Source organism: Desertivirga xinjiangensis (assembly GCF_024436435.1).
GTDB lineage: Bacteria > Bacteroidota > Bacteroidia > Sphingobacteriales > Sphingobacteriaceae > Desertivirga > Desertivirga xinjiangensis.
Genome location: NZ_JAFMZP010000003.1, coordinates 759,967 through 781,741, shown reverse-complemented (window position 1 = coordinate 781,741; position 21,775 = coordinate 759,967). Strand labels below are relative to the sequence as shown.

16 protein-coding genes and 1 pseudogene are annotated in these 21,775 nt (G+C 43.3%); 8 read left to right on the top strand and 9 right to left on the bottom strand.

The features are described 5' to 3' along the window. The first annotated feature begins 371 nt into the window (after positions 1–371). The 3 genes from J3P37_RS11465 to J3P37_RS11455 are packed head-to-tail and all read left to right on the top strand — an operon-like array spanning position 372 to position 4,127. Complete coding sequence (locus tag J3P37_RS11465; RefSeq protein ID WP_256011270.1) at positions 372–2,978, top strand: PAS domain-containing sensor histidine kinase; 2,607 nt, start codon at positions 372–374, stop codon at positions 2,976–2,978. Positions 2,979–3,024: 46 nt separating this feature from the next. Further along, a complete protein-coding gene (locus J3P37_RS11460) occupies positions 3,025–3,408 on the top strand; it encodes a response regulator (RefSeq protein WP_256011269.1) in 384 nt (127 codons plus the stop codon). Between the two features lie 53 nt (positions 3,409–3,461). Next, on the top strand, positions 3,462–4,127 hold the full coding sequence (locus J3P37_RS11455; RefSeq protein ID WP_256011268.1) for a DedA family protein: 666 nt from the start codon (positions 3,462–3,464) through the stop codon (positions 4,125–4,127). A 208-nt stretch (positions 4,128–4,335) separates the two neighbouring features. Here the strand turns inward: J3P37_RS11455 and rfbC are convergent, their stop codons facing one another. The 3 genes from rfbC to J3P37_RS11440 all read right to left on the bottom strand — a co-directional run bounded on the left by rfbC (position 4,336) and on the right by J3P37_RS11440 (position 7,137). Continuing rightward, positions 4,336–4,884: a dTDP-4-dehydrorhamnose 3,5-epimerase gene (gene rfbC, locus J3P37_RS11450; RefSeq protein WP_256011267.1), complete on the bottom strand. Its 549-nt coding sequence runs from the start codon at positions 4,882–4,884 to the stop codon at positions 4,336–4,338. Between the two features lie 46 nt (positions 4,885–4,930). Then, complete coding sequence (locus J3P37_RS11445; protein ID WP_256011266.1) at positions 4,931–5,233, bottom strand: DUF4286 family protein; 303 nt, start codon at positions 5,231–5,233, stop codon at positions 4,931–4,933. 71 nt (positions 5,234–5,304) lie between these two features. Then, positions 5,305–7,137: a tetratricopeptide repeat protein gene (locus tag J3P37_RS11440; RefSeq protein WP_256011265.1), complete on the bottom strand. Its 1,833-nt coding sequence runs from the start codon at positions 7,135–7,137 to the stop codon at positions 5,305–5,307. Positions 7,138–7,396: 259 nt separating this feature from the next. Between J3P37_RS11440 and J3P37_RS11435 the strand changes: the two genes are divergently transcribed. Genes J3P37_RS11435 through J3P37_RS11425 form a run of 3 tightly spaced genes read left to right on the top strand, consistent with a single transcriptional unit; the run spans position 7,397 to position 11,682 of the window. Continuing rightward, positions 7,397–9,301, top strand: coding sequence for a S9 family peptidase (locus J3P37_RS11435; protein ID WP_256011264.1), 1,905 nt, complete (start codon positions 7,397–7,399; stop codon positions 9,299–9,301). A 6-nt stretch (positions 9,302–9,307) separates the two neighbouring features. Next, the gene (locus J3P37_RS11430; RefSeq protein WP_256011263.1) at positions 9,308–10,975 is read left to right on the top strand and encodes a sensor histidine kinase; all 1,668 of its coding nucleotides are present in this window, start codon (positions 9,308–9,310) and stop codon (positions 10,973–10,975) included. Positions 10,976–10,998: 23 nt separating this feature from the next. Next, positions 10,999–11,682 carry a response regulator transcription factor gene (locus tag J3P37_RS11425; RefSeq protein ID WP_256011262.1) on the top strand — a complete coding sequence of 228 codons (684 nt, stop codon included), beginning with the start codon at positions 10,999–11,001 and terminating at the stop codon, positions 11,680–11,682. A gap of 208 nt (positions 11,683–11,890) precedes the next feature. Here the strand turns inward: J3P37_RS11425 and J3P37_RS11420 are convergent, their stop codons facing one another. From J3P37_RS11420 to hemW, 6 genes are all read right to left on the bottom strand, one after another. After that, positions 11,891–12,781 carry a UbiA family prenyltransferase gene (locus J3P37_RS11420; RefSeq protein WP_256011261.1) on the bottom strand — a complete coding sequence of 297 codons (891 nt, stop codon included), beginning with the start codon at positions 12,779–12,781 and terminating at the stop codon, positions 11,891–11,893. 23 nt (positions 12,782–12,804) lie between these two features. Next, complete coding sequence (locus J3P37_RS11415) at positions 12,805–14,124, bottom strand: metallophosphoesterase (RefSeq protein ID WP_256011260.1); 1,320 nt, start codon at positions 14,122–14,124, stop codon at positions 12,805–12,807. A 17-nt stretch (positions 14,125–14,141) separates the two neighbouring features. Next, entirely contained in the window at positions 14,142–15,650 is a 1,509-nt protein-coding gene (locus J3P37_RS11410; protein WP_256011259.1) for a sigma 54-interacting transcriptional regulator, read from the bottom strand. A gap of 27 nt (positions 15,651–15,677) precedes the next feature. Then, the gene (locus tag J3P37_RS11405) at positions 15,678–16,778 is read right to left on the bottom strand and encodes a vWA domain-containing protein (protein ID WP_256011258.1); all 1,101 of its coding nucleotides are present in this window, start codon (positions 16,776–16,778) and stop codon (positions 15,678–15,680) included. Positions 16,779–16,955: 177 nt separating this feature from the next. Next, positions 16,956–17,834, bottom strand: coding sequence for a carbohydrate kinase family protein (locus J3P37_RS11400; protein ID WP_256011257.1), 879 nt, complete (start codon positions 17,832–17,834; stop codon positions 16,956–16,958). A 10-nt stretch (positions 17,835–17,844) separates the two neighbouring features. Beyond that, complete coding sequence (gene hemW, locus J3P37_RS11395) at positions 17,845–18,981, bottom strand: radical SAM family heme chaperone HemW (RefSeq protein ID WP_256011283.1); 1,137 nt, start codon at positions 18,979–18,981, stop codon at positions 17,845–17,847. A 246-nt stretch (positions 18,982–19,227) separates the two neighbouring features. Here hemW and J3P37_RS11390 point away from each other — a divergent pair, with 246 nt between their 5' ends. Both J3P37_RS11390 and nagA read left to right on the top strand, forming a co-directional pair. Next, positions 19,228–20,550: a sugar MFS transporter gene (locus tag J3P37_RS11390; protein ID WP_256011256.1), complete on the top strand. Its 1,323-nt coding sequence runs from the start codon at positions 19,228–19,230 to the stop codon at positions 20,548–20,550. A gap of 21 nt (positions 20,551–20,571) precedes the next feature. Next, a pseudogene (gene nagA, locus J3P37_RS11385) lies at positions 20,572–21,761 on the top strand (N-acetylglucosamine-6-phosphate deacetylase). Positions 21,762–21,775 lie beyond the last annotated feature (14 nt).

Below are 21,775 nucleotides of genomic sequence, written 5' to 3'. Positions count from 1 at the left end.
TAATCCCCTAACCTGTATAGCCTAATTAGGACGAGACACTTCTCGTACCCCTGTACTATTTATACCGTGATTAAACCGTGACTAGACCGTGAAACTGACAGTCTTGGTACGCTCCGGGTTGGGTCTTAACTGTCTATTTGTAAGACGCGATTTAAAGAGCGTTAAGATTACGTATCTTATTCAACCAGATGACAACATAAAAAGAGGTGTGTTGCGCCGTATCATTACCATTCCTCTTTCCTTGTTAAAGTCCGTAATCCAATTTCCATGAAACCATTTCACATTCTATCCAGTATAAGCCGAATATTGTAAAGGATATATCCTCGAACATTTGCCATAATCCCGTATTTTAGACAACAAAACCAACAACCATGACTACAGGAGCAGTAGGTTCCCAGCCGGATAGCGAGAATATTTACCGAACCTTAGTAGAAGAGCATCCCCTGCCTATCGCTTTATATACCGGCGCGGAAATGCGGGTGAGCCAGGTGAATAAAGCACTTTTAAAGGTTTGGGGAAAAGGTGATAATGTAATTGGAAAAACATTTAGGGAAGCACTCCCTGAATTGGAAGGGCAGCCCTTCTACCAGCTTCTTGATGAGGTTTACAGGACAGGCATCCCCTATCAGGCTTCTCAAGACAGAGTAGACCTATTCATTGATGGAAGGATGCAGACCTTCTACTTCAACATTACCTACAAACCACTGAAGGATGAAAACGGGCAGGTTTGGGGTATTTTGAATATCGCCACGGATGTTACCGAACTGGTTTTAACCAAGGCGAAACTGGCGGAAGCGGAATCAAACACCAGCTTTGCTCTTGATGCTGCACAACTGGGTACCTGGAACCTTGACCCTCTGAACAATATCGTTACCTGGGATGAGCGTTGTAAGAAGCTACACGGGTTTGAGAAAGATAGGATAGTAAGTTATGAAGATGCTCTCTCCTCTATTCATCCCGAAGATCAGGAAAGGGTTAGGGTAGAGGTCAGAAAAGCCCTGGATCCAAATTTCACAGGAAGCCACGACATACGGTTTAGAACTGCGGATATAAATAATAAGCCCAGGCACTTGAGAAGCAAGGGCAAAGCTTTCTTCAATGAAAATAATATCGCTTATCGTTTTGCGGGTACTGTTCAGGATATTACTGATGATGTGCTGGCGCAGAAAGAGCAGCAGAAGCTGCTAACGCTCATAGAAAATAGCGTAGATTTGATAGGTGTTACCGACCTGAATGGCATGGTGACCTATCTGAATAAAGCTGGAAGGGAACTGATCGGTGCAGATAATGCAAAAGACTACATGCGTCCATCTACTGACTTCTTTGATCCAGAAGACTTTGCAAAGCAGCAGCCGGCTATCGCCGAAGGCTTTGCCTCCAGGGGCAAGTGGTCGGGTGAAATCTGCTACAGGCACCTGAAAACCAGGGAAACCATCCCCTGCCACATAAATGCATTTACTATAAACGATCCGCAAACGGGCGAAGTGATCGGTATGGCTTCGGTTACCCGCGACTTACGCCTGGAAAAAGAACGGCAAAAGGAGCAAAAGAAGCTTTTGACACTTGTAGAGAATAGTGCCGACCTGATGTCTATCCTGGAACCGAACGGAATAAACTCTTATATTAACAAAGCCGGCAAGGAATTACTTGGCTTTGATAACGATGCAGAGGTTGCCAGCACGCCTATTTCAGCGCTGCACACTCCCGAAGACATTGCTTTTGTAGAGCGTGAGGTTTTACCTGCGGTAACGCAGCGCGGTACCTGGTCGGGCAGAATGAACGTCAGGAACGTAAAAACCGGTGAAATTATACCGGTTTTCAACAATACAATACGCATTGACGATCCTCTCACGGGGGAACTTGTAGGAGTGGGCGCACTGATGAGAGATATCCGCCCTGAACTTGCTGCCCAGCAGGCGCTTGCCGACAGTGAAAAGCTGTTCCGCGACATTACCACCGCAGCTCCGGCTGCCCTGTGGACGGCTAACGAAACCATGTCGGTTACCTATGTGAATCGCATCTGGATTGACTGGACTCAGCAGCCGTTCTCGGCTCATCTTGGCAGGGGCTGGCTGGATATGGTGCTGCCTGAAGACAGGGATAAGGCAGCGGCACAGTTCGAGAATGACTTCGCTGCCCGCAGAACGCACGAAAGTCAGTTTCGCATCAAAAACCAGGATGGCAGGATTCGTTGGGTGATATGCACCGGCAATCCGCAGTACAGATCCAGCGGTTTATTTACAGGGTATATCGGGGCCTGCGTGGATATCACGGAGTTGAAACAGCTGCAAAGACAAAAGGACGACTTCCTCGGAATTGCGAGTCATGAGCTCAAAACACCGGTTACCAGCATCAAAGCTTATGCGCAGGTTTTGGAGTCGATGTTCAGAGATAGTGGCGACCTGAAAAAAGCAGATATGGTTAAAAAAATGGATGCACAGGTAAATCGCCTTACTAAGCTTATCGGCGATCTGCTTGACGTTACCAAGATCCAGGCAGGCAAACTTCAGCTGAACAATTCAGCTTTCAATTTCAATGAGATGGTGAGGGAACTGATAGAAGATCTTCAGCGGACTACAAGGAAACATACCATTGTTGAACAACTAACCGACACAGGCCTGATCCATGCAGACCGGGAACGTATCAGCCAGGTAGTAACCAACCTGATCACCAATGCCATTAAATATTCGCCTAATTCGGATAAGATCTTGGTGTATACAAAAAAGCAAAATGACGAGGTGACTTTATGCGTGCAGGACTTTGGCATTGGTATTCCGAATGATAAAAAAGACAAGGTGTTTGAACAGTTTTATCGCGTAAGTGGCAGCAAACAGCATACTTTTCCGGGATTAGGTCTGGGGCTCTATATTTCCTCGGAGATCATTAAACGTGAAGGTGGCAGAATATGGGTTAATAGTACGGAGGGGCAGGGTTCTACCTTTTGCTTCTCTATCCCTTGCAGTATAAAACCCATGTAAGGTGTTGGGCTGTAAGTGATAAGTTGTAAATATAAACAGCTATTAAATGAGTAAAGAGATAAAAATAATGATCGCCGATGACGATCTGGGCATTGTGGATGCGGTTGAAATGTTGCTTGAATACAAGGGATACCTGGTAAGTACGGCGTCTGAAAATACCCTGGCACGGATCATGGAAGAGCTGCCAGACGTTCTGCTGCTTGATATCTGGATGTCGGGGGAAGATGGTTTGGAGATATGCAGGACATTAAAGAGCCAGAAACTCACTAAAGACATACCTATAGTGATGATCTCGGCCAGCAAAGACATAGAACATTCAGCGATGCACGCCGGGGCCGACGATTTCCTCGCTAAGCCTTTTGAAATGACGCATCTCCTTGATAAGATTGATCTGATGTTAAAAAGGATGAATAATGTAAAGAGCTTTTAAATTTACATTTAGGTTATTTTAATAGTGCTATTTTTGCGCCGGAAACACCGCTTATGGAATTTATTGAGAGCATTTTAGATTTTCTTTTACACGTAGATCAGCACTTAAACGATATTATTAAGAACTATAAGGTTTGGACTTACCTGATTCTATTCATCATTATTTTTGCTGAAACCGGCTTTGTAGTCACCCCTTTTCTTCCCGGCGACCCTCTGCTATTTGCTGCAGGTGCATTGATTGCTGCCGGCGGCACAGGGCTGGATATCTACATGTTAGCCCTTATTCTGTCTGTTGCCGCGATAGGGGGTAACTTTGTGAATTATTCTATTGGAAGCTTTTTGGGCACCAGGGTTTTCAAGCCTGGCAACAAGGTGCTTAAACTGGAATATTACGACAGCACCCGTGAGTTCTTCAATAAGCATGGAGGGAAAGCGGTTATTTTTAGCCGTTACTTTCCGGTACTGAGAACTTTTGTTCCTTTTGTTGCCGGGGTTGGGAAAATGAAGTTTCAACTGTTCGCCTTGTATAATATTATAGGAGGCATCATCTGGATCGTCACTTTCCTGTTTTTGGGATTTTTGTTTGGTAACATCGCTATCGTGAAAGAGAACTTCACTATCGTGATTGTGGCCATCTCTATTTTAACCACGGCACCTCCGGTTATTGCGGCGATTAGAGCGCGTGCTAAAAAGAGACGAGTAGCATCGTCTAATGTATAGATTTTTGATCGGGTTTAACAGTGCTGCTTATAGTCGTCACCCTGAACTTGCTTCAGGGTCTCTTGAGTTAAACATAGTTCAAGAGATCCTGAAACAAGTTCAGGATGACGAAGGAACGAGTTCACAGAGAAGGAACAAATTCACAGAGAAAGAACAAATTCAGAGAGAAAGAACGAGTTCACGACGAAGCAAATAAATAAAAAGCGCTCTAAAAGGGACTTTTAAAATCTTTGAAGTAAGGCAGCACCTTATCTTTTTCCGATAGGATAACCTCTGAGGGATCTATACCCCAATTGATGTTAAGATCTTTGTCATCCCACTTCACTCCTATTTCTGAAGCTTTATCGTAAAGATTACTCACTTTATAGGTGAAAATCGTGTTATCTTCCAGCGTAACAAAACCATGCAGAAATCCTGGTGGCACCCAAAACATCCGGAAGTTTTCACCGCTCAGTTCCACTGCCTCATATTTACCATAGGTGGCTGAGCTTTTGCGGATATCCAGTGCGACATCGATTACCCTACCCTGCACTACCCTTACTAGCTTTCCTTGTGCAAAAGGATCTGCCTGTCCGTGAAGCCCCCGAAGAGTTCCCCGTTGCGAGAACGATTGATTATCCTGAACGAATTCTGAATCGATTCCTGCATCGAGAAAAAGCTTCTTATTATAGCTTTCGTAAAAATAGCCCCTATCATCTTTCCAGACTTTGGGCTCAATGATCACTAAACCTGAAATTGAGGTTTCTATTATTTTCATTTAATTATTAGAGTATTTGAGGGTGATGAACTCTGCAAGGAGCGTTTTAGTCTATAAACTCCATCAAAGTATTGAATGATACAAACTTATTGTTAAACCTTGATGAATGTTTTGCCATTAAGAGGGTAAAGTGATCTTGCTGAAAATCCTGAAAAGCACTCATATCGTCAATAATAAATTGAAGGCAATAGGTAATTCCTTCATTCGGGGAGTCAACTACTTTAAGTAAGCGCTTCGATACAATAAGATTACTTGCCATAGCTTCCGGGATAAATTGTGTATTCATCCAGTCAAGCCACTCTGCATTTATTGTTTCTTCGATAATAACGGTAACGTTATATAAAATCATAGTATTAAATCAATCGCAAAGATAAGAAAAGCAGCAACATTATTATTTGGATGCACCCGCGCCAATATAGCTTAGGGAATCATTACAGCATCTCCCCTCAAAGTTCTGAAACGTTTTCGGGCCTCAGCAACATGCAGGCTGCCTGGCATATCGGTAATAATCTTCTGGAAGCAGGCCTTCGCTTTCTCGGGGCCTTTCAATTTAGTTTCATAAATATCGCCAAGGGTGAATAACGCATCGTCAGCCCACAAGTCGCCCCCGTAATTGTCTACGATTGCCTGAAGTTGGCTTACCGCATCCTCAATTTGATCCTTCTTGAGATAGATCCGAGCTTTCGACATCAGGATATCGTCTTCCAGCGAGTTACCCGGAAAAAGTGAATGAATACTATCCAACACTTTTAAGGCCTGATCCGGCTGGTTCTTGAAGATCAGCAGATCGGCATAGGCATATTTCTTCAGAGCGTTGGTATCAGCAAGAGTATTAGTGTTCTCCTGGATGAGGAGGCTTAAATTTAGTGCGTCGTTGGCGATCAGGTTGGATGTTGAGCTCTTCAACACATCGAGCTGTGCTTTAGCCCAGCTGAACTCGCCCTGATAGTAAGAAAGCTTTGCGCCTTTGAACTTAGCTTCCTGACCTGTGGGCTCGTTTGCAGCAGCCTTTTCTACCTGTCCGTAAACTAATACTGCTTCCCATACATCGCCGCTTAGAACATAGAGGTCACCGAGCTCCAGCTTGATCTGCGACACCATAGATGGTGGAAGGTTGGGTGTTTTTAAAGCGGCTTCTAAAACCTCCGTCGCATCATCTAACTTATGCAGATAATACGCCTGTAAATTGGCGAGCTGCCGGGTGGCAAAGATAGTATTGCGGTTGCGGCCAAATTCATCAAGCATACTAATATATTCTTTCTCAAGCTGCACTAATTGCTGAGGAGTATACTTTCCCCCGGTAAGCAGCTTGCTTTTTGTATTAAGTATCTGGATTTTGGCTGGTATGTAATATTGATTGGTATTTCCCTTTCCAAGCAGATATTCCAGGCCTTCGATGGCGGTATCGTAGGACTTTTCAGAAATGAACATCATACTCAACTCGAATACTCTGTCTCCCTCTTCTTTAAGTCGCTTATCCAGGGCGATCACCTGCTTTAGGGCCAATGAATATTCTTTTTGCTGCAGGTACTGCCAGGACAGGAGGTCGGTATATGCGGTATTCCCGGGATCCTTCTGAAGTCTTCTCAACAAGGCTATTTTTAATATATTAAAATCATCGTGTGATTCAAATACATCAGAAAAGGTATTCTTTGCCTGGTTAAGTACCTGCACCTCAAAAGCTGGCTCTGCAAGCACATCCAGGTACTCCTGAACCAGCATAGTCTTGTTCTTTTGAAAGCGGTAAAGAGAAATCAGGTCAAAAGCAAACGCCCTGTCGTTTTTCAGCACGCGACGACCAGCCACCAGCACCTTAATTGAAAGATCGTAGTTATTCGCCCGGTAAAAAGCAATAGACAGATCTCGGATGGCAAATTCATCTGGAGGAAGGTTTTTTATAGCACTGGCATACAGAGCATCGGCCTTTTCCTGTTGTCCCTGTTCCTGCAATAATCTTCCATAGTCTACCTGGTAATTAAAATTAGCGGGAAAGCTTTTCATCATCTGCTTCACTACTTTTTCAGCATCATCATAACGCTTCAGTTTTATGAGGGAGTTCAGATACTGGTCATAATACTGCTGCACATTATTTCCACGCTTATAAAGCTTCTCGAAGATGAGTGCTGCCTTGTCAAACTCTCCGTTCTGGTAATATTGCAAAGCCAGAGCATCTTCGGCCGATCTTTGAGCGATGGCACCTAAAGATGCGAACATCACACATAAGCTGATTAATAGACTGATTAATATCCTCATAGATTGATTATAACGACTAAATTAGGAAACACGCATCATAAAAAAGGATTATTATGGCGATAAATAAGACAAGATGCATTTTATTTCTTCGTTTCTCGAATTTAGTTGGATTTCAAATGTTACGTGCTATTTGACCAAAGCGCCGACAGGCGCTGTTCTCGTATTTACTGTATTCTAAATGTTACGTAATGAATACTTGAATGAGTATCTAAAAAGATATACTTTAGTCTTCTATCAAGATTAAGGGGGTGATGTTTGTATGTTCCGATTGTTAAACATTCTTTTATGTATAGCCGCGCTTCAATTTTCTTTAAGTTGTAACCAGGAAAAAACTGCACGAAAGGTCCCCCTTGAAGACTTTTTCAGAAATCCCGAACGTTCTAATTTCCAAATATCTCCTGATGGGAAGTACATTTCCTTCCTTCAATCGTATAAAAACCGCATGAACCTCTATGTCCAGGCTCTCAATGAAAAGGATGTGGAGTTTGGATCGCAGGCCAGGCGTATTACGAATATGCTCACTCAAAACGTCGGATTTTATCGATGGGCTAATAATGATCAGCTCATTTACATGAACGACATCCGCAGGGGCGCCTGCCTGTATTCTGTTGATAAAACCGGCAGCAATTATCGCGAGCTGCTTTCAGACTGTAAACTCGGCCTTAAACTTATTAACGCGAATAATTTGCGGAACAGTGAGCTACTTGTAGCCCTGAACAAACGTGACTCTACTTTTTTTGATGCTTACAGCCTAAATATCAGCACGGGGAATCTTAAATTGGTCGCTAAAAATCCTGGGAATATTTTTCGCTGGTTTGCCGACGATGAGGGGGAGCTAAGAATGGCCCTGGCAAGCGATGGAGTTAACGAAACGCTGCTTTTCCGTACACATGATACGGGTCAATTTAAGCCTGTAATTACCAATAACTTTAAAAGCAAAATTGAACCGGTTGGATTCTGTGATTACGACAGGAATTGCATTTACGCGATATCGAATATTAATAGAGATAAGTCAGCGCTGGTAAAATTTGATTGCGGAACTGGAAAGGAAATTAAAGAAGTCTTTAGCCACCAAGATGTGGATGTTCACGAAGCAGGATATTCGTTTACCAAACACAAGCTGATCTATGCAGGTTTTGAAACCTGGAAAAAAGAGCGACACTACCTTGACAGCTCAGCGAAGAAGATATACACTTCGCTGCAATCTCTGCTGCCGAATACAGAGATCGTTATTTCAGACCAGGATTCAGCTGAACACAAATTCATAGTGAGCACCTTCACTGACAGGACGCAGGGCGCTTTTTACTTATATGTGCCTTCTCAAAAAAAGCTCCATAAGCTGAGTGAGATAAATCCCTCGCTTAAGGCAAGCGAAATGTGCAGCATGAAACCGATTTCTTTTAAGAACCGTGAAGGCATACTTATTAATGGCTACCTTACATTGCCACTGGGTTATAAACTCAAAGATCTGCCTGTTATCGTTTTGCCACACGGCGGACCGGTACACAGGAATTCTTGGGGCTTTAACTCAGAGGTGCAGTTCCTGGCTAACCGAGGTTATGCTGTGCTTCAGATCAATTTCAGGGGATCAGATGGCTATGGCAAAAAATTCATGATCGGCGGTTTTAAAAAGTGGGGCACCGCCATCCAAAATGATATCACCGACGGCGTAAAATGGCTTATCAGCCAGAATATCGCGGATAAAAAACGGATAGGCATCTATGGCTCTGGTTTCGGTGGTTTCTGTGCTTTAAGCGGCCTTTATAAACAGCCCGACCTTTATGCTTGCGGAGCTTCGCAAGGCGGATACATTAATCTTTTTACTTACCTCAAAGCAGTGCCGCCTTATTATAAGCCTACTTTGCGGATGTACTATGAAGTGATTGGAAATCCAGAGACGGACATGGACTATTTAAGGGCCGCCTCACCGGTATTTCATGCTGATAAGATAAAAGCTCCGGTCCTGATTGCCCAGGACGCGAAAGATGCCCGCTCTAAGATCAATGAGACCAATCAATTTGTCAGGGAGCTCAGACAAAGAAAGATTTCGGTTACCTACATCGTCAAGGAAAAAGAAAAATATTCGCTGAAAAACCCTGAAAACCGCATCGAGTTTTACCGCGAACTGGAGGCTTTTTTTGCGAAAAATCTGGCTGCAAAATAAGTCGATATGAACGTCAGGAAGTTCTCGCTGAAAAAAAACCTCGCTCTGAACGCTGTTTTTATCACCCTGATAACAGCATCGCTTTTGGCTGCGCTGGTCATTGCTTATAACTTTACTTCCCGTTACGTTTATAATGAGTTCGAGCGGCAGAAAATAGATGTACTTGAAGCTACATTTAAGCCATATAACGACTTCTTTCAGAACAAAATACCCGAGATCTCTTTTTATCAGGGCTACCTTGATTCGGCTTCTGCGGCTAAATACTGTGATACTGTTCTGAAGACTTTTCCTTTTGTTCACCGGATAATATTCTACGACACTCAGATATCGAACCATGATGTTCCATATTCTTACACCGCAAATAAACTCTCCGTTTCACCGAAAGCGATTTTTCAGTTTGGATATAAGCTTCCGGCTGATTCGGCTGTGATATTTAAGGCATCCCTGGCAAACACCTCACCAAGGCTGTCAATTGATGAGTTTAACAGAATGGCAGCCAAATTATCTGTATACCTTCAAAATGCGGATACCTCAAAAAACATTGTTGATGAAGACCTCTTCGGAGTTTTCTATAACATCACTCCAAACAGGGTTACTTTCATGAATATCCCAAGAGAAGAAGAATTGAAGATCTTCAAAAGCCTGATGCTCAGAAACTCGGAATACTCGCCTGAATTTGAACAGGATATTCTATCCTTTAAACTCAACCCTTCTAAACTTACGGTGATCAATAATCACCCTAAATTATATCAGGACATAAAAATCAAGCCAATAACGTTTGAACCGGTAAATACAGACAGCAATCTGGTAATTACAGAGTTACCCCTTTCCGGAGCTTTTGCCAGCAATAAACTTTATTTCACATCGTCTCAAAGTTTCTTATCGCTGGAATTGGGCCGCCGGTTTTTGCCCTTCGCCGTCACAATCCTGATCGTTTATGGAGTGTTGATCTTTATAGGCTTCCTAATCTACCGAAACCTTCGTATCAACAATAAATTATTTAAACTGCAGTACGACTTTGTAAACAACCTAACGCACGAGTTTAAAACGCCACTAAGCGTGATAAAAATTGCAGGAAACAACATTAAAAGTGCCAGTCAGTTGTCAGAACGCGAGCTGACACATTATGGGAAGATTCTGGATGAGGAAGCTGATAAGCTGAACGACCTGATGAATAAGCTGCTCTCGTTCACTCAAATTGAAAATCAATCTATCCAAATAAAAAACTCCCGGGTCAATCTCGAAGTTTTTATACAGAACATGGTTGATGCTTATCAGATAAAATATCCCGACTTTAACGTAAGCTACCACATTAACCAGGTAGAATTCTTCAACACTGATCCAGTTTTGTTGTCAAGCTTATTTCAAAACCTGATAGATAATGCTTACAAATATTCTCTGCCAGGAAAAAAACAATTACATATTGACGTTGGTCTACAAAAGGCCGACATTATCTTGAGATTTAAAGACCAGGGTATCGGAATCCCAAAGAACGAAATGGAGAATATTTTCAGAAAATTCTATCGCATACAGAGTGAATACAACCAGCAGGGAAGCGTTGGCCTGGGATTGGCGTTCTGTAAAGAACTGGTTAAATTTATGCATGGAAATATCTCGGTAAAGAGTAAAGTAGGGATTGGGTCTGAATTTACCATAATCTTACCTTATACATAGAATTAGAATTAAATACGATCTGGATGAAGACAATTAAAGTTGCTGTTGTTGAGGATGATGAGAATCTCCTCTTTCTCGTATCACACCGGCTCAAGTCGGAGGGATATACCGTTCTTGAAGTATCGAACGGTGATGAGGCCGAACAACTGATCATGAATGAAAAACCGGAAATAGTGTTACTCGACTGGATGCTGCCGGGAAAACTAGGTATTGAGGTGTGCAGGGATGTTAGGGAAAAAGGCTTTGAGAATGTAATCATTATGATGACTGCCAAGGCCCAGGACGTAGATAAGATAGATGCCTACAGCTTTGGAATTTCCGACTATGTAACCAAGCCCTTTAATATGGATGTGCTTATAGCGCTTATTGAAAACAAGGTGAAGTATGTAGTGAATAACGAGAAAAACGAGGTAAACCGGTTTGGCAGCATGGAGCATCATCCGCATACGCATTCGTTAATTGCTGATGGCAAGAAGATTGAACTGACGATATTGGAGAACCGGATCCTGTTGTATTTTCTGAAAAACAATAACCAGGTGATCACCCGTGATGAACTGATGATGGAGGTATGGGGGTACAATTCGGACGTGAATACCCGGACGCTGGATATGCATATTGTAAGGCTTAGAAAGAAAATTGAAAGTAATCCGGATACCCCACAGTTTTTGCAGACTGTGAGGGGGATTGGGTATAAGTTTGTGTATTAGATAATAATCTATTAGGGGTAGCAACTGTACAGAAGGTGATATGAGTTTGTGTATTGGGTAAGTTTTTTAGATGATGGTGGTCAAAAGGCATATGTAATGCGGAATTTACTTCGGCATACCTTGAACTACATGGAGCATTAGCCTGGGCAAGAGGTCCTGAAACAAGTTCAGGATGACCCAATACGAATTCCGGATCTATTCTGTTTTTTTAAGTCCAGATCAAGTTTACAAGATCAAGCATTACCAACTGCAATACCATGGTTCCGTCAAGGAAAAAGAAATAATAATATTCATTTTTCCTAAATCCTGATTTAAATATTAGCCAGCCTGACAGGAGGATAGTTGAAGTCAGCGCAAAAAAATCAGCGTCAAAAGCATTTGTAAACAGAAACAGCAAGCTTAAATATGCTATCAAAAGCACCTGGCAAAAGAGGTAGGCATTCTTTTCTCCCAGGATCACAGGAATTGTCTTTAGATCATAGTTCTTGTCCTGGAAAAGATCACGAATATCGAAGGGGACGGTTATGGCAGCTACAAAAAGGAACCTTTTGGCCACGAGTAAAATGGTATCGCTGACGGGTACAGACTGGCCGGTTTCGATCACAGGCAACAGCACACAGCTTAATGACCAGATCAAAGCAATGAGGAAAAGTTTTAATCCCGGAATATTCCTCAGACTGAACTTCTTTTCATTAATGCTGAACAAAGGCAGGTTATATGCCACCGCCACTATTCCCAGGAACAGAAGTAACACCTGGGAGGCGGCGCTTAAAAACAGCGCCAATGGAAGTATACAAAGAACCGCCATCATTGTGATGGTGGTCATAAAGCGATAGTGTGAAAAAATCCACCTTACCCGCCTGAAAGGTGATTTCTTCGGCTCTCTGGGCTTCGACAGAAGCATGCTGAAATTGTATAGCGCCATTGTTGAACAGAACAACAGGCCCAATACGTATTTATCACATTTGGCATTTATCAAATGGTAGGTTACAGCTGCCTGGGCAACCGCACATAATCCGATAAAGATGTTACTGAACAGAAGAAAGTCTAAAACCTGTCGGGCATTCCTTCTTAACAGTATCAGTCGGGGGTCGGGCATGCAGGAATCAGTTTATAAGCGAACTAAGTGGGTTTTAATTCAAATATCGTAATTTCAGGCAATATTCCAACCCTTCCCGGATAGCCGAGAAAACCATAACCAACATTCACATACAACTGCTGATCATTTTCTTGGTATAGGCCAGCCCATTCTTTATAGATGTACTGCACAGGGCTCCATTGGTACTCTTCCGTTCTCACACCAAACTGCATCCCATGAGTGTGTCCGCTGAAAGTTGCATTAATATCCGGATATTGAAGTACATGGTTTCTCCAGTGCGACGGGTCATGAGATAATAATAGCTTCACCGGCAGATCATCTGTTCCTTGCACGGCAAGATCCAGACGACCGAATTTAGGGAAACGTTCGCCAGCACCCCAGTTTTCTACTCCTAATATCCCAATTTCTTCGCCATCCACCTTTAATCGCCTGTTATCGTTCAGCAACAAGTCCCAACCCATGTTCTTGTGGGTTTGCTTGAGATCTTGCAGATTTTTGGCTTTCTTTAAAGAAGGCTTTTTTCCAAAGTAATAATCGCCATAATCATGATTTCCGAGGCTAGAGTATACTCCCAGGGGCGCTTTTACCTTCGAAAAGATGTTCTGATAGTCGCGCATTTCAGACGCGACATTGTTCACCAGGTCGCCGGTAAAGAATACGAAATCCGGCTTCTCTGCAAGTAACTGTTCTATGCCACCCAGGACAGCTCTATGGTTATAAAAACTACCTGAATGAATATCGGAGAGCTGAGCCAAACGTATTCCGTCAAAAGCTTTAGGCAGATTTTTAAGAAATAACTTTTTTCGAACGACCTTATAATCATAAGCTCCTGAAGTGATCCCCCAGGTGAGTGAGGCAAAAGGAATAGAGGCTACAACCAGACCTGCTTTTAGTAAAAAGTTGGAGCGTGATATTTTATCCTCTGCTCCGGCACTTACTTTATCCTCGAGAGGCTGGCTTATTTGATCATCTGAACCTGAAGGAATTTTCACTGCAGTTCCCGACTCGGGAGCAGATTGTGTTTTTGACTTGCGCAAAAGCTTTTTTATTCCCCTTCGGAGATCGTCAGCAAAGAGGAAAGGCAGATAGGCGATTTTGGTAACAAATGTCAATACAAAGGCTACTAAAATAACAGCACGTAAGGTGAGGAACAAACTAAAAAAAACACTTGCAAACACACCAATAAGCAAGAGTGCAGAATATCCCCACCAAAGCCAGGCAAAAGTATTGCTTTGCCGGCTGGCTGGTTTTTTATCTAGTGTTTTTAAAGCTTTGAAAATATACAGGTCTATCAGCAGTAAAAACGCGCTGATAATTAACAAAGGTATTATCCGGTCAGACATATAAACTGTAAAATTGGCTAGAAACGATTATCATCATCATAGCCCTCCTCATCGTCCTCAAAGGTAGCATTAAACAAGCTTCCCAGCATGTCTTTAAAAGCATAGCCGTTATCCAGAAAAGACTTACTCACCTGAGAGTATTCAGAAAGCCCATGTAATAAAAACTCCATTAACAGTAGTCTTTGGTTCTTGCTTATACCCGGGTGAAATTGCTGCGTAATGTCTTTAAGTCCCGGTACCAGGTTTAGTATACGCTCGTACTCCTCCTCCGACTGGTCGTCGAGAAGGTTTAACGTATTCCCCGAACCGAACCAATTGATGATCGGCGTATAGGGATTGTCTGCCTTTGCACGCTTCAACTTTTCCGGATCAGGAAAATATTTAGCCATTAGCGTTTTAATCGCCTTACCAACCAGAATATTAGCCACTTTTGCGGGTCCCTCCTGCTCGCCTTCGTAAACAAGCTCTATTTTCCCTGTGATAGCAGGAATTACACCAAGAAAATCCGAGAGACGTACGAAAGTCTGCTTTTCACCATTAATCAGCATCCTGCGTTCGGCAGTACTGATCAGATTCTCATAGGCAGAAATTGTGAGCCTTGCTGAAACTCCTGATTTTTTATCAATATATTCTGAATTTCTTGCCTCAAATGCTATCTGCTCAACCAGATCTTTTACAAGGCCATCGGCTTCAATGCTTTCCCGCTGTTGCTGCGTAATGGAGGCTTCCTGTTGAGTTATTTTCCGGGAAATCTCAATACTACGTGGATAGTGGGTGAGGATCTGGCTTTCAATACGGTCTTTTAAAGGGGTAACGATAGAACCCCGGTTAGTATAATCCTCAGGATTTGCGGTGAATACAAACTGGACATCCAAAGGCAAACGAAGTTTAAAACCACGGATCTGAATATCTTTTTCCTGAAGGATATTAAACAAAGCAACCTGGATACGGGCTTGCAGATCCGGAAGCTCATTTATCACAAAAATACTGCGGTGTGCCCTTGGTATTAAGCCAAAGTGCAGCACTCTTTCGTCTGAATACGTAAGTTTCAGGGTAGCTGCCTTTATCGGATCTACGTCGCCGATCAAGTCTGCAACCGTTACGTCGGGAGTTGCTAGTTTTTCAGTATAGCGTTCCGAGCGGTGCATCCATGCTATTGACGTGTCATCACCCTGTTCTTCCAGGCGCTTACGTGCAAACCAGGAGATGGGAGCAAAAGGGTCATCGAAAAGTTCAGAGCCTTCAACATAGGGGATGTATTCGTCCAGAAGATTGACCATCAGCCGGGCTATTCGTGTTTTCGCCTGTCCTCTTAAACCCAGCAAAAGTATGTTATGCTGCGAAAGTATGGCTGTTTGCAGATCGGGGATGACGGTATCTTCGTACCCTATTATACCCTCAAAACCAGCGTCTTTATTCTTTAATTGTTCAATCAGGTTTTCACGTAGTTCCTGTTTAATGGATCGCGGCCGGTAACCGGCTTCTTTAAGCTGTCCAAATGTTTTTATATCAAGTAGATTGTGCATATTTCTTTTCTTAGTCGCTTTGCGATCCTATCTGACCGTTCTCCTCCGGTTACGGATATAATCTTCAAATATGTATTCGCCTAAACCTTTCAGAGAGCTGTAAAAAGCTTTGCCCCCATTTATCTCCGTAAACTTCCTGACAAATTGCTGCAGATAAGGATCTTGAGCAATCATAAAGGTAGTGATTGGGATATTCAGTCTCTTACATTCAGCAGCTTTGTTTAAGGTCTTATTCACCACTTTACGATCGAGCCCGATACTATTTTTATAGTATCTGGCACCTTCTTTTAAACAAGTTGGCTTACCGTCGGTGATCATAAAGATCTGCTTGTTGTGTGTTTTTCTTCTCCGCAGAATATCCACAGCCAGTTCGAGGCCTGCATAAGTGTTGGTATGGTATGGTCCAACCTGCAGGTAAGGCAGATCTTTTAGTGCAATAGGCCAGGCATCGTTACCAAAAACCACAATATCCAGAGTATCCTTAGGGTATTTGGTGCGGATAAGTTCTGCCAGTGCCATTGCCACCTTTTTGGCCGGCGTTATGCGGTCTTCGCCATAAAGGATCATAGAGTGCGAGATATCGATCATTAGCACCGTGGAGGTCAGGGTCTTATAGTCCATCTCTTCCACTTCCAGGTCCCGTTCAGTCATCGTAAAATCACTGATTCCATGATTGATCTGAGCATTATGGATGGAAGCCGTCATGTCAATCTGATCGAGACTGTCCCCAAACTGAAATTCGCGGCGATCGGCATTTTTCTCCTCGCCATTGCCCGAGAGATTGGTATTATGACTTCCTTTTCCTGATTTCTTCAGCTTACCGAATATTTCTTCCAGGGCCGATTTACGGATACCCTGTTCTGTTTTTCCGGTGATCTTAAAGCCTCCGGGGTTGTCATTATCATTATCAATATAGCCCTTTTGCTTCAGATCTTCAATAAAATCACCCATCCCGTATTCGTCGCTGGTAAGCTTATATTGCTTGTCTAGCTCATTCATCCAGGCGAGGGCCTCATTGGCGTCGCCGGAGGTGTAGTTAAGAAGTTCAAGGAATAACTTAAGCAGTTCATCGAAGCCTCCCTTAGGAAGTTCGTTAGGAAGAAATTTTGAAAACAAGTATCCCCGCATAGTACACCTTTCTTGTTTGAATAACGGATAAACGAAGTTAATAGTTTACAAAGCCAAAGATGTTAGGGGTATGTAAAATTTGGGATGTAGCAAAATCCTAAGGCACACGTGCGCCAGCGAAAGTCCGGAATCCGGTTTTGAGGCCCCTGCTAGCGCACGCGCGCCGCTTGTGCTTGATTATTTTATCATCTTCAAAATATCCTCTTCAGTGTATTCCGGGTTTGCTCCCGATTTGGACGCAACCAGTGCACCCGCTGCGCAAGCTCTTTCCAGGGTAAGTTCTACGGGCAGCCCTTTCAGATAGCTGGCTATAAACGTGGCAAGAAAGGCGTCGCCAGCTCCAACCGTATCTACCGGAACCACTTTAAACCCCTGATGCTTTAACAGCCTCTCATTATGCAATACCATTGCCCCTTCTGAACCCAGCGTTACGCAAATTGTAGGGATAGAAACCTGTTTCTTTAACTGCCTCAGTTGTGCCTCCCGGGAACCTGATTCAAAACCAAAAAGCTGCGCAAGGTGGTCCAGCTCTACTTCATTGATCTTAAGCACGTCGCAGGCTCCCATCAGGGATATTACCAGCTCCTCTGCAAAATGGGGCGGACGCAGGTTCATATCGAAGACTTTAAACCGGGCAGATGGAAGGAGTTTCAACAAAGTAGTTTTACTGATTTCGCTCCTGCAGGCCAGGCTTCCGAATACCATGACATCACTTTTACTAACCACATCTTCTAATTCATCAGAAAAATATATCTCATCCCAGGCCACCGATTTAACGATATCATACTCGGCCTGATGATCCGCGTCCAGTTTCACCTCCACCACCCCTGTCGGCAGGTAAGCATGCTGAGCGATTAAACTCGTATCCAGGCCCTGATCCTGGAGATAGCCGGTCAGCTCAACACCATCCGGATCCTTCCCTACACTACTGATCATTTTACTGTCAATCCCTTGTTTATGCAGATGCAAGGCAACATTCATAGGGGCTCCTCCGGCTTTTTTCCCGGATGCAAAATTGTCCCAAAGGACCTCGCCAAAAGAAACGCATTGATGCATAACATTAATTTTAGTCTTCTTCTGATGTGATAAATAGTTCTGCTGCTATATGATCAGCATACAACTTGCCTTGCCTGGTTAGGGTGATATTATTGTCTTTGCTGATCACCCAATTTTTGTCCAGGAATTGCTGAAGAGATTCAAACACCGTCTTCTGATGGTCAGAGCCGAACTCTCTCTCGATATGAGACAAACTCATCCCCCAGATTGTTCTTAAGGAGGTCATGATGTACTCGTTCAGCTTATTTTCGGTGCTCAGCACTTCCCACTCGGATGGAAGAGAATTTTTTAATAAAGCGTCTATGTATTTGGCATTGTTAGCCACATTCCATTGCCTGCTTTCACCATCGAAAGAATGTGCTGACGGACCGATACCCAAATAGGTCACACCTTTCCAGTAATTGGAGTTATGACGTGAGTAAGAGCCTGGTTTAGCAAAATTCGAGATCTCATAATGCTCATAACCTGCTTCCTCCAGCATATCCATCAAAATCAAAAACTGCTCAGCGCTTTGCGCATCGTTCATGTTGGCCTGTTTTCCTTTTTTGATGAAACTAGCGAGTGCTGTCTGCGGTTCTACAGTCATGGAATAGGCTGAAATATGAGGGATCTGCAAATCAATTACTTTACGAATATTGCTGATCCATTTTTCATTGGTAAGCAGAGGGTAACCGTAAATAAGGTCTACCGTGATATTCTCAAATCCGGCATCCTGGACCCGTTTTACTGAACTTTCCGCCTCGACCGCATTGTGCGCCCTATTCATCCAAAGCAGATCTTCTTCAAAAAAAGATTGAATTCCGATACTGAAACGGTTGACAGGGGTATGCCTTAGCTCCTGAACTTTTTGCCGATCCAGGTCGTCCGGATTAGCCTCCATCGTTATTTCGGCCTTCGGGTTAACTGTAAATAAAGAGGTGCTGGTATTTATGAGCCGTTCCAATTCTCCTGTGCTGATCACAGAAGGTGTGCCGCCGCCAAAATAAATAGTTTCTATATCCTGCTTAAGATAGTCTTTTCGAAGGTGCAGCTCTGTATTCATAGCATGAAGCAACTCATTTTTATACTTGAGGGAAGTAGTAAAATGAAAATCGCAGTAATGACATGCTTTTTTACAGAAGGGGATATGGAGATAAATTCCGGCCATGTTTGATAAAGGATCAGGATTGCTTTTATTGAAAAGTTGAATAGCAATTAGATCTTTAGCGAATATGGACATATTTTAGAGATATGTTCATATTTTCCTAAAAAATGAACACATGGAACCCGCTTTGCAAGCGTTATCGAGAACGCTACCATACTTTTTCATGGCCTTATTGACTACTTGCACCCTAAAAATTAAATAGATTTATCGCAGTCAAAAGATTAACCGTTATAAATTCTTAGTCAGCACATGGGAAAAGATATTAAAACAGTAGATGTATCTTCATTAAACAAACGAGACACAACACTTTCAATCATAATTATTGGTTTGCTCTTTTTTATCTTCGGATTTGTTTCCTGGGTAAATGCCATCCTGATACCCTATTTTAAGATAGCCTGCGAGCTGAGCAACTTCCAATCTTACATGGTGGCATTCGCATTTTACATTTCTTATTTTGTAATATCCGTCCCGTCTTCCTATTTGTTAAAGAAAACCGGTTTCAAAAAAGGTATGATGTTCGGATTTTGGACTATGGCCGCAGGAGCATTTATATTCCTGCCGGCTGCCTATACCAGAACCTACGAGATCTTCCTTATCGGCCTATTCACCATAGGTGCTGGTTTAGCCATATTACAAACCGCAGCAAACCCTTATATTACCGTACTGGGACCTAAAGAACGGGCCGCTCAGCGGATCAGTATTATGGGTATTTGTAATAAGGGTGCCGGGATTCTCGCTCCCCTCCTGTTCGCCGCGGTGATCCTGAAATCGACCGACGGAGAACTCTTCAAACAAATCCCTTTGATGTCTGCGGCAGAGCGGGAGGTAGTACTGGATGAAATGATACGACGAGTAATGGTTCCATATGCCACTGTAGGAACAGTTCTCTTTCTGCTGGGTTTAATGGTAATTTATTCACCCCTGCCGGAGATCAACACAGAATCAGAAAATAGCAGCGTTGCTGAAGCTAATGCAGATAAAACCAGTATACTGCAGTTTCCGCACCTGATCTTAGGAGCCGTTGCCATTTTCCTCCACGTAGGAACCCAGGTTATTGCAATAGACACAATAATAGGCTATGCTGGTTCTATGAACATTAGTCTAATGGAAGCCAAAACATTTCCCTCTTATACCCTCTCCGCCACCATCATTGGCTATATGCTTGGCATAATTACCATTCCGAAGATCATCAGCCAAAAAACGGCACTACAGATTTGCTCCATTTTGGGAACCTTCTTTACTTTAATGATCATTTTTGCAAAAGGCGATATTAACCTCCTGGGACACACTGCTGATATTTCTATATGGTTTGTGGTTTTGTTAGGATTTGCTAATTCACTAGTTTGGGCAGGTATATGGCCCCTGGCCCTGGATGGCCTGGGACGCTTCACAAAGCTAGGTGCCTCATTAATGATCATGGGATTGTGCGGCAATGCGATAATGCCATTGCTCTATGGCCATTTTGCGGATGTACTTAACCACCGGGAAGCTTACTGGGTGTTATTCCCTTGTTACCTGTTTATTGTATTTTACGCTCTGAAAGGACACGCCATTAGGAAATGGAGTTTCTGATCAGATTTATTACTCCCATTAATGAAACAACTAAAGATCTATAACGGCAACCTTATTACTCCCTACAGGATCGTCAAATCAGGCTCTGTACTGATGGAAGGAAATAAAATCCTGGAGGTTAGTACCGGAGATATTGAAGCACCCAATGCCGAACCAATAGATGCGACAGGAAAGTATATCGCTCCGGGCTTTATTGACATTCATGTCCATGGCGGCGGGGGCTATGATTTTATGGACGGAAGTATGGAGGCTTTCCTTAGAATCGCAGAGACACACGCCCGGTATGGCACCACAGCGATGACTCCCACCACCCTGACCAGTAATAAAGAGGACTTGTTTAAAACACTCAACTATTACGAAGAAGCAAACAAAGTAAATACTCAGGGTTCGCAATTCCTGGGGATGCACCTGGAAGGCCCATATTTTGCCTTAAGTCAGCGTGGCGCTCAGGATCCACGTTATATCAGAGACCCCGACCCTGATGAATACAAGGCAGTTTTGGATTATTCCAGCTCTATTGCCCGATGGAGTGCTGCGCCAGAATTAACAGGGGCTATTGAGTTCGGCCGCTACCTCCGTAGTAAAGGTGTATTGGCTGCAGTTGCACACACTGATGCAATATATGAAGAGGTTTTAGAAGCATTTGAAAATGGCTATACCCTGGCAACGCATTTTTATTCTTCTATGTCTGGGGTTAGCCGAAGAAATGCTCATCGTTTTGCTGGAGTGGTGGAAAGTGGCTATCTCATTGATGAAATGGATGTTGAAATTATTGCCGTGGCGTACATTTGCCAGCCCCCTTACTTAAGCTTATTTATAAGATCAAGGGAGCCGATCGCATTGCATTGATTACCGACGCTATGCGCGCCGCCGGATTGCCTCCGGGGGATAGTGTATTAGGCAACATCCATACAGGCTTGAAAGTGATCGTAGAAGATGGAGTGGCTAAACTGCCAGACAGGAGTTCATTTGCCGGGAGCGTAGCTACTGCTGACCGGCTGGTGAGAACTATGATTCAGCAAGCCGACATTCCTCTGATCGATGCCGTGAAAATGGCCACCGCTACGCCTGCAAGAATAATGAGAGTTTCAGATCGGAAAGGATCTCTTGTGGCTGGTAAAGATGCTGATGTGATTATTTTTGATGAGGATATAAACATCAGTACTACTATAATTGGCGGTAGCATCGTTTATCAGAAGGTACTACTATAAGCACACGCGGTGCG

Excerpts from the sequence above, each read along its gene's own strand:
- J3P37_RS11465 (WP_256011270.1), top strand. The coding sequence starts at position 372 with ATGACTACAGGAGCAGTAGGTTCCCAGCCGGATAGCGAGAATATTTAC.
- J3P37_RS11460 (WP_256011269.1), top strand. The coding sequence starts at position 3,025 with ATGAGTAAAGAGATAAAAATAATGATCGCCGATGACGATCTGGGCATT.
- J3P37_RS11455 (WP_256011268.1), top strand. The coding sequence starts at position 3,462 with ATGGAATTTATTGAGAGCATTTTAGATTTTCTTTTACACGTAGATCAG.
- rfbC (WP_256011267.1), bottom strand. The coding sequence starts at position 4,884 with ATGAAAATAATAGAAACCTCAATTTCAGGTTTAGTGATCATTGAGCCC.
- J3P37_RS11445 (WP_256011266.1), bottom strand. The coding sequence starts at position 5,233 with ATGATTTTATATAACGTTACCGTTATTATCGAAGAAACAATAAATGCA.
- J3P37_RS11440 (WP_256011265.1), bottom strand. The coding sequence starts at position 7,137 with ATGAGGATATTAATCAGTCTATTAATCAGCTTATGTGTGATGTTCGCA.
- J3P37_RS11435 (WP_256011264.1), top strand. The coding sequence starts at position 7,397 with ATGTTCCGATTGTTAAACATTCTTTTATGTATAGCCGCGCTTCAATTT.
- J3P37_RS11430 (WP_256011263.1), top strand. The coding sequence starts at position 9,308 with ATGAACGTCAGGAAGTTCTCGCTGAAAAAAAACCTCGCTCTGAACGCT.
- J3P37_RS11425 (WP_256011262.1), top strand. The coding sequence starts at position 10,999 with ATGAAGACAATTAAAGTTGCTGTTGTTGAGGATGATGAGAATCTCCTC.
- J3P37_RS11420 (WP_256011261.1), bottom strand. The coding sequence starts at position 12,781 with ATGCCCGACCCCCGACTGATACTGTTAAGAAGGAATGCCCGACAGGTT.
- J3P37_RS11415 (WP_256011260.1), bottom strand. The coding sequence starts at position 14,124 with ATGTCTGACCGGATAATACCTTTGTTAATTATCAGCGCGTTTTTACTG.
- J3P37_RS11410 (WP_256011259.1), bottom strand. The coding sequence starts at position 15,650 with ATGCACAATCTACTTGATATAAAAACATTTGGACAGCTTAAAGAAGCC.
- J3P37_RS11405 (WP_256011258.1), bottom strand. The coding sequence starts at position 16,778 with ATGCGGGGATACTTGTTTTCAAAATTTCTTCCTAACGAACTTCCTAAG.
- J3P37_RS11400 (WP_256011257.1), bottom strand. The coding sequence starts at position 17,834 with ATGCATCAATGCGTTTCTTTTGGCGAGGTCCTTTGGGACAATTTTGCA.
- hemW (WP_256011283.1), bottom strand. The coding sequence starts at position 18,981 with ATGGCCGGAATTTATCTCCATATCCCCTTCTGTAAAAAAGCATGTCAT.
- J3P37_RS11390 (WP_256011256.1), top strand. The coding sequence starts at position 19,228 with ATGGGAAAAGATATTAAAACAGTAGATGTATCTTCATTAAACAAACGA.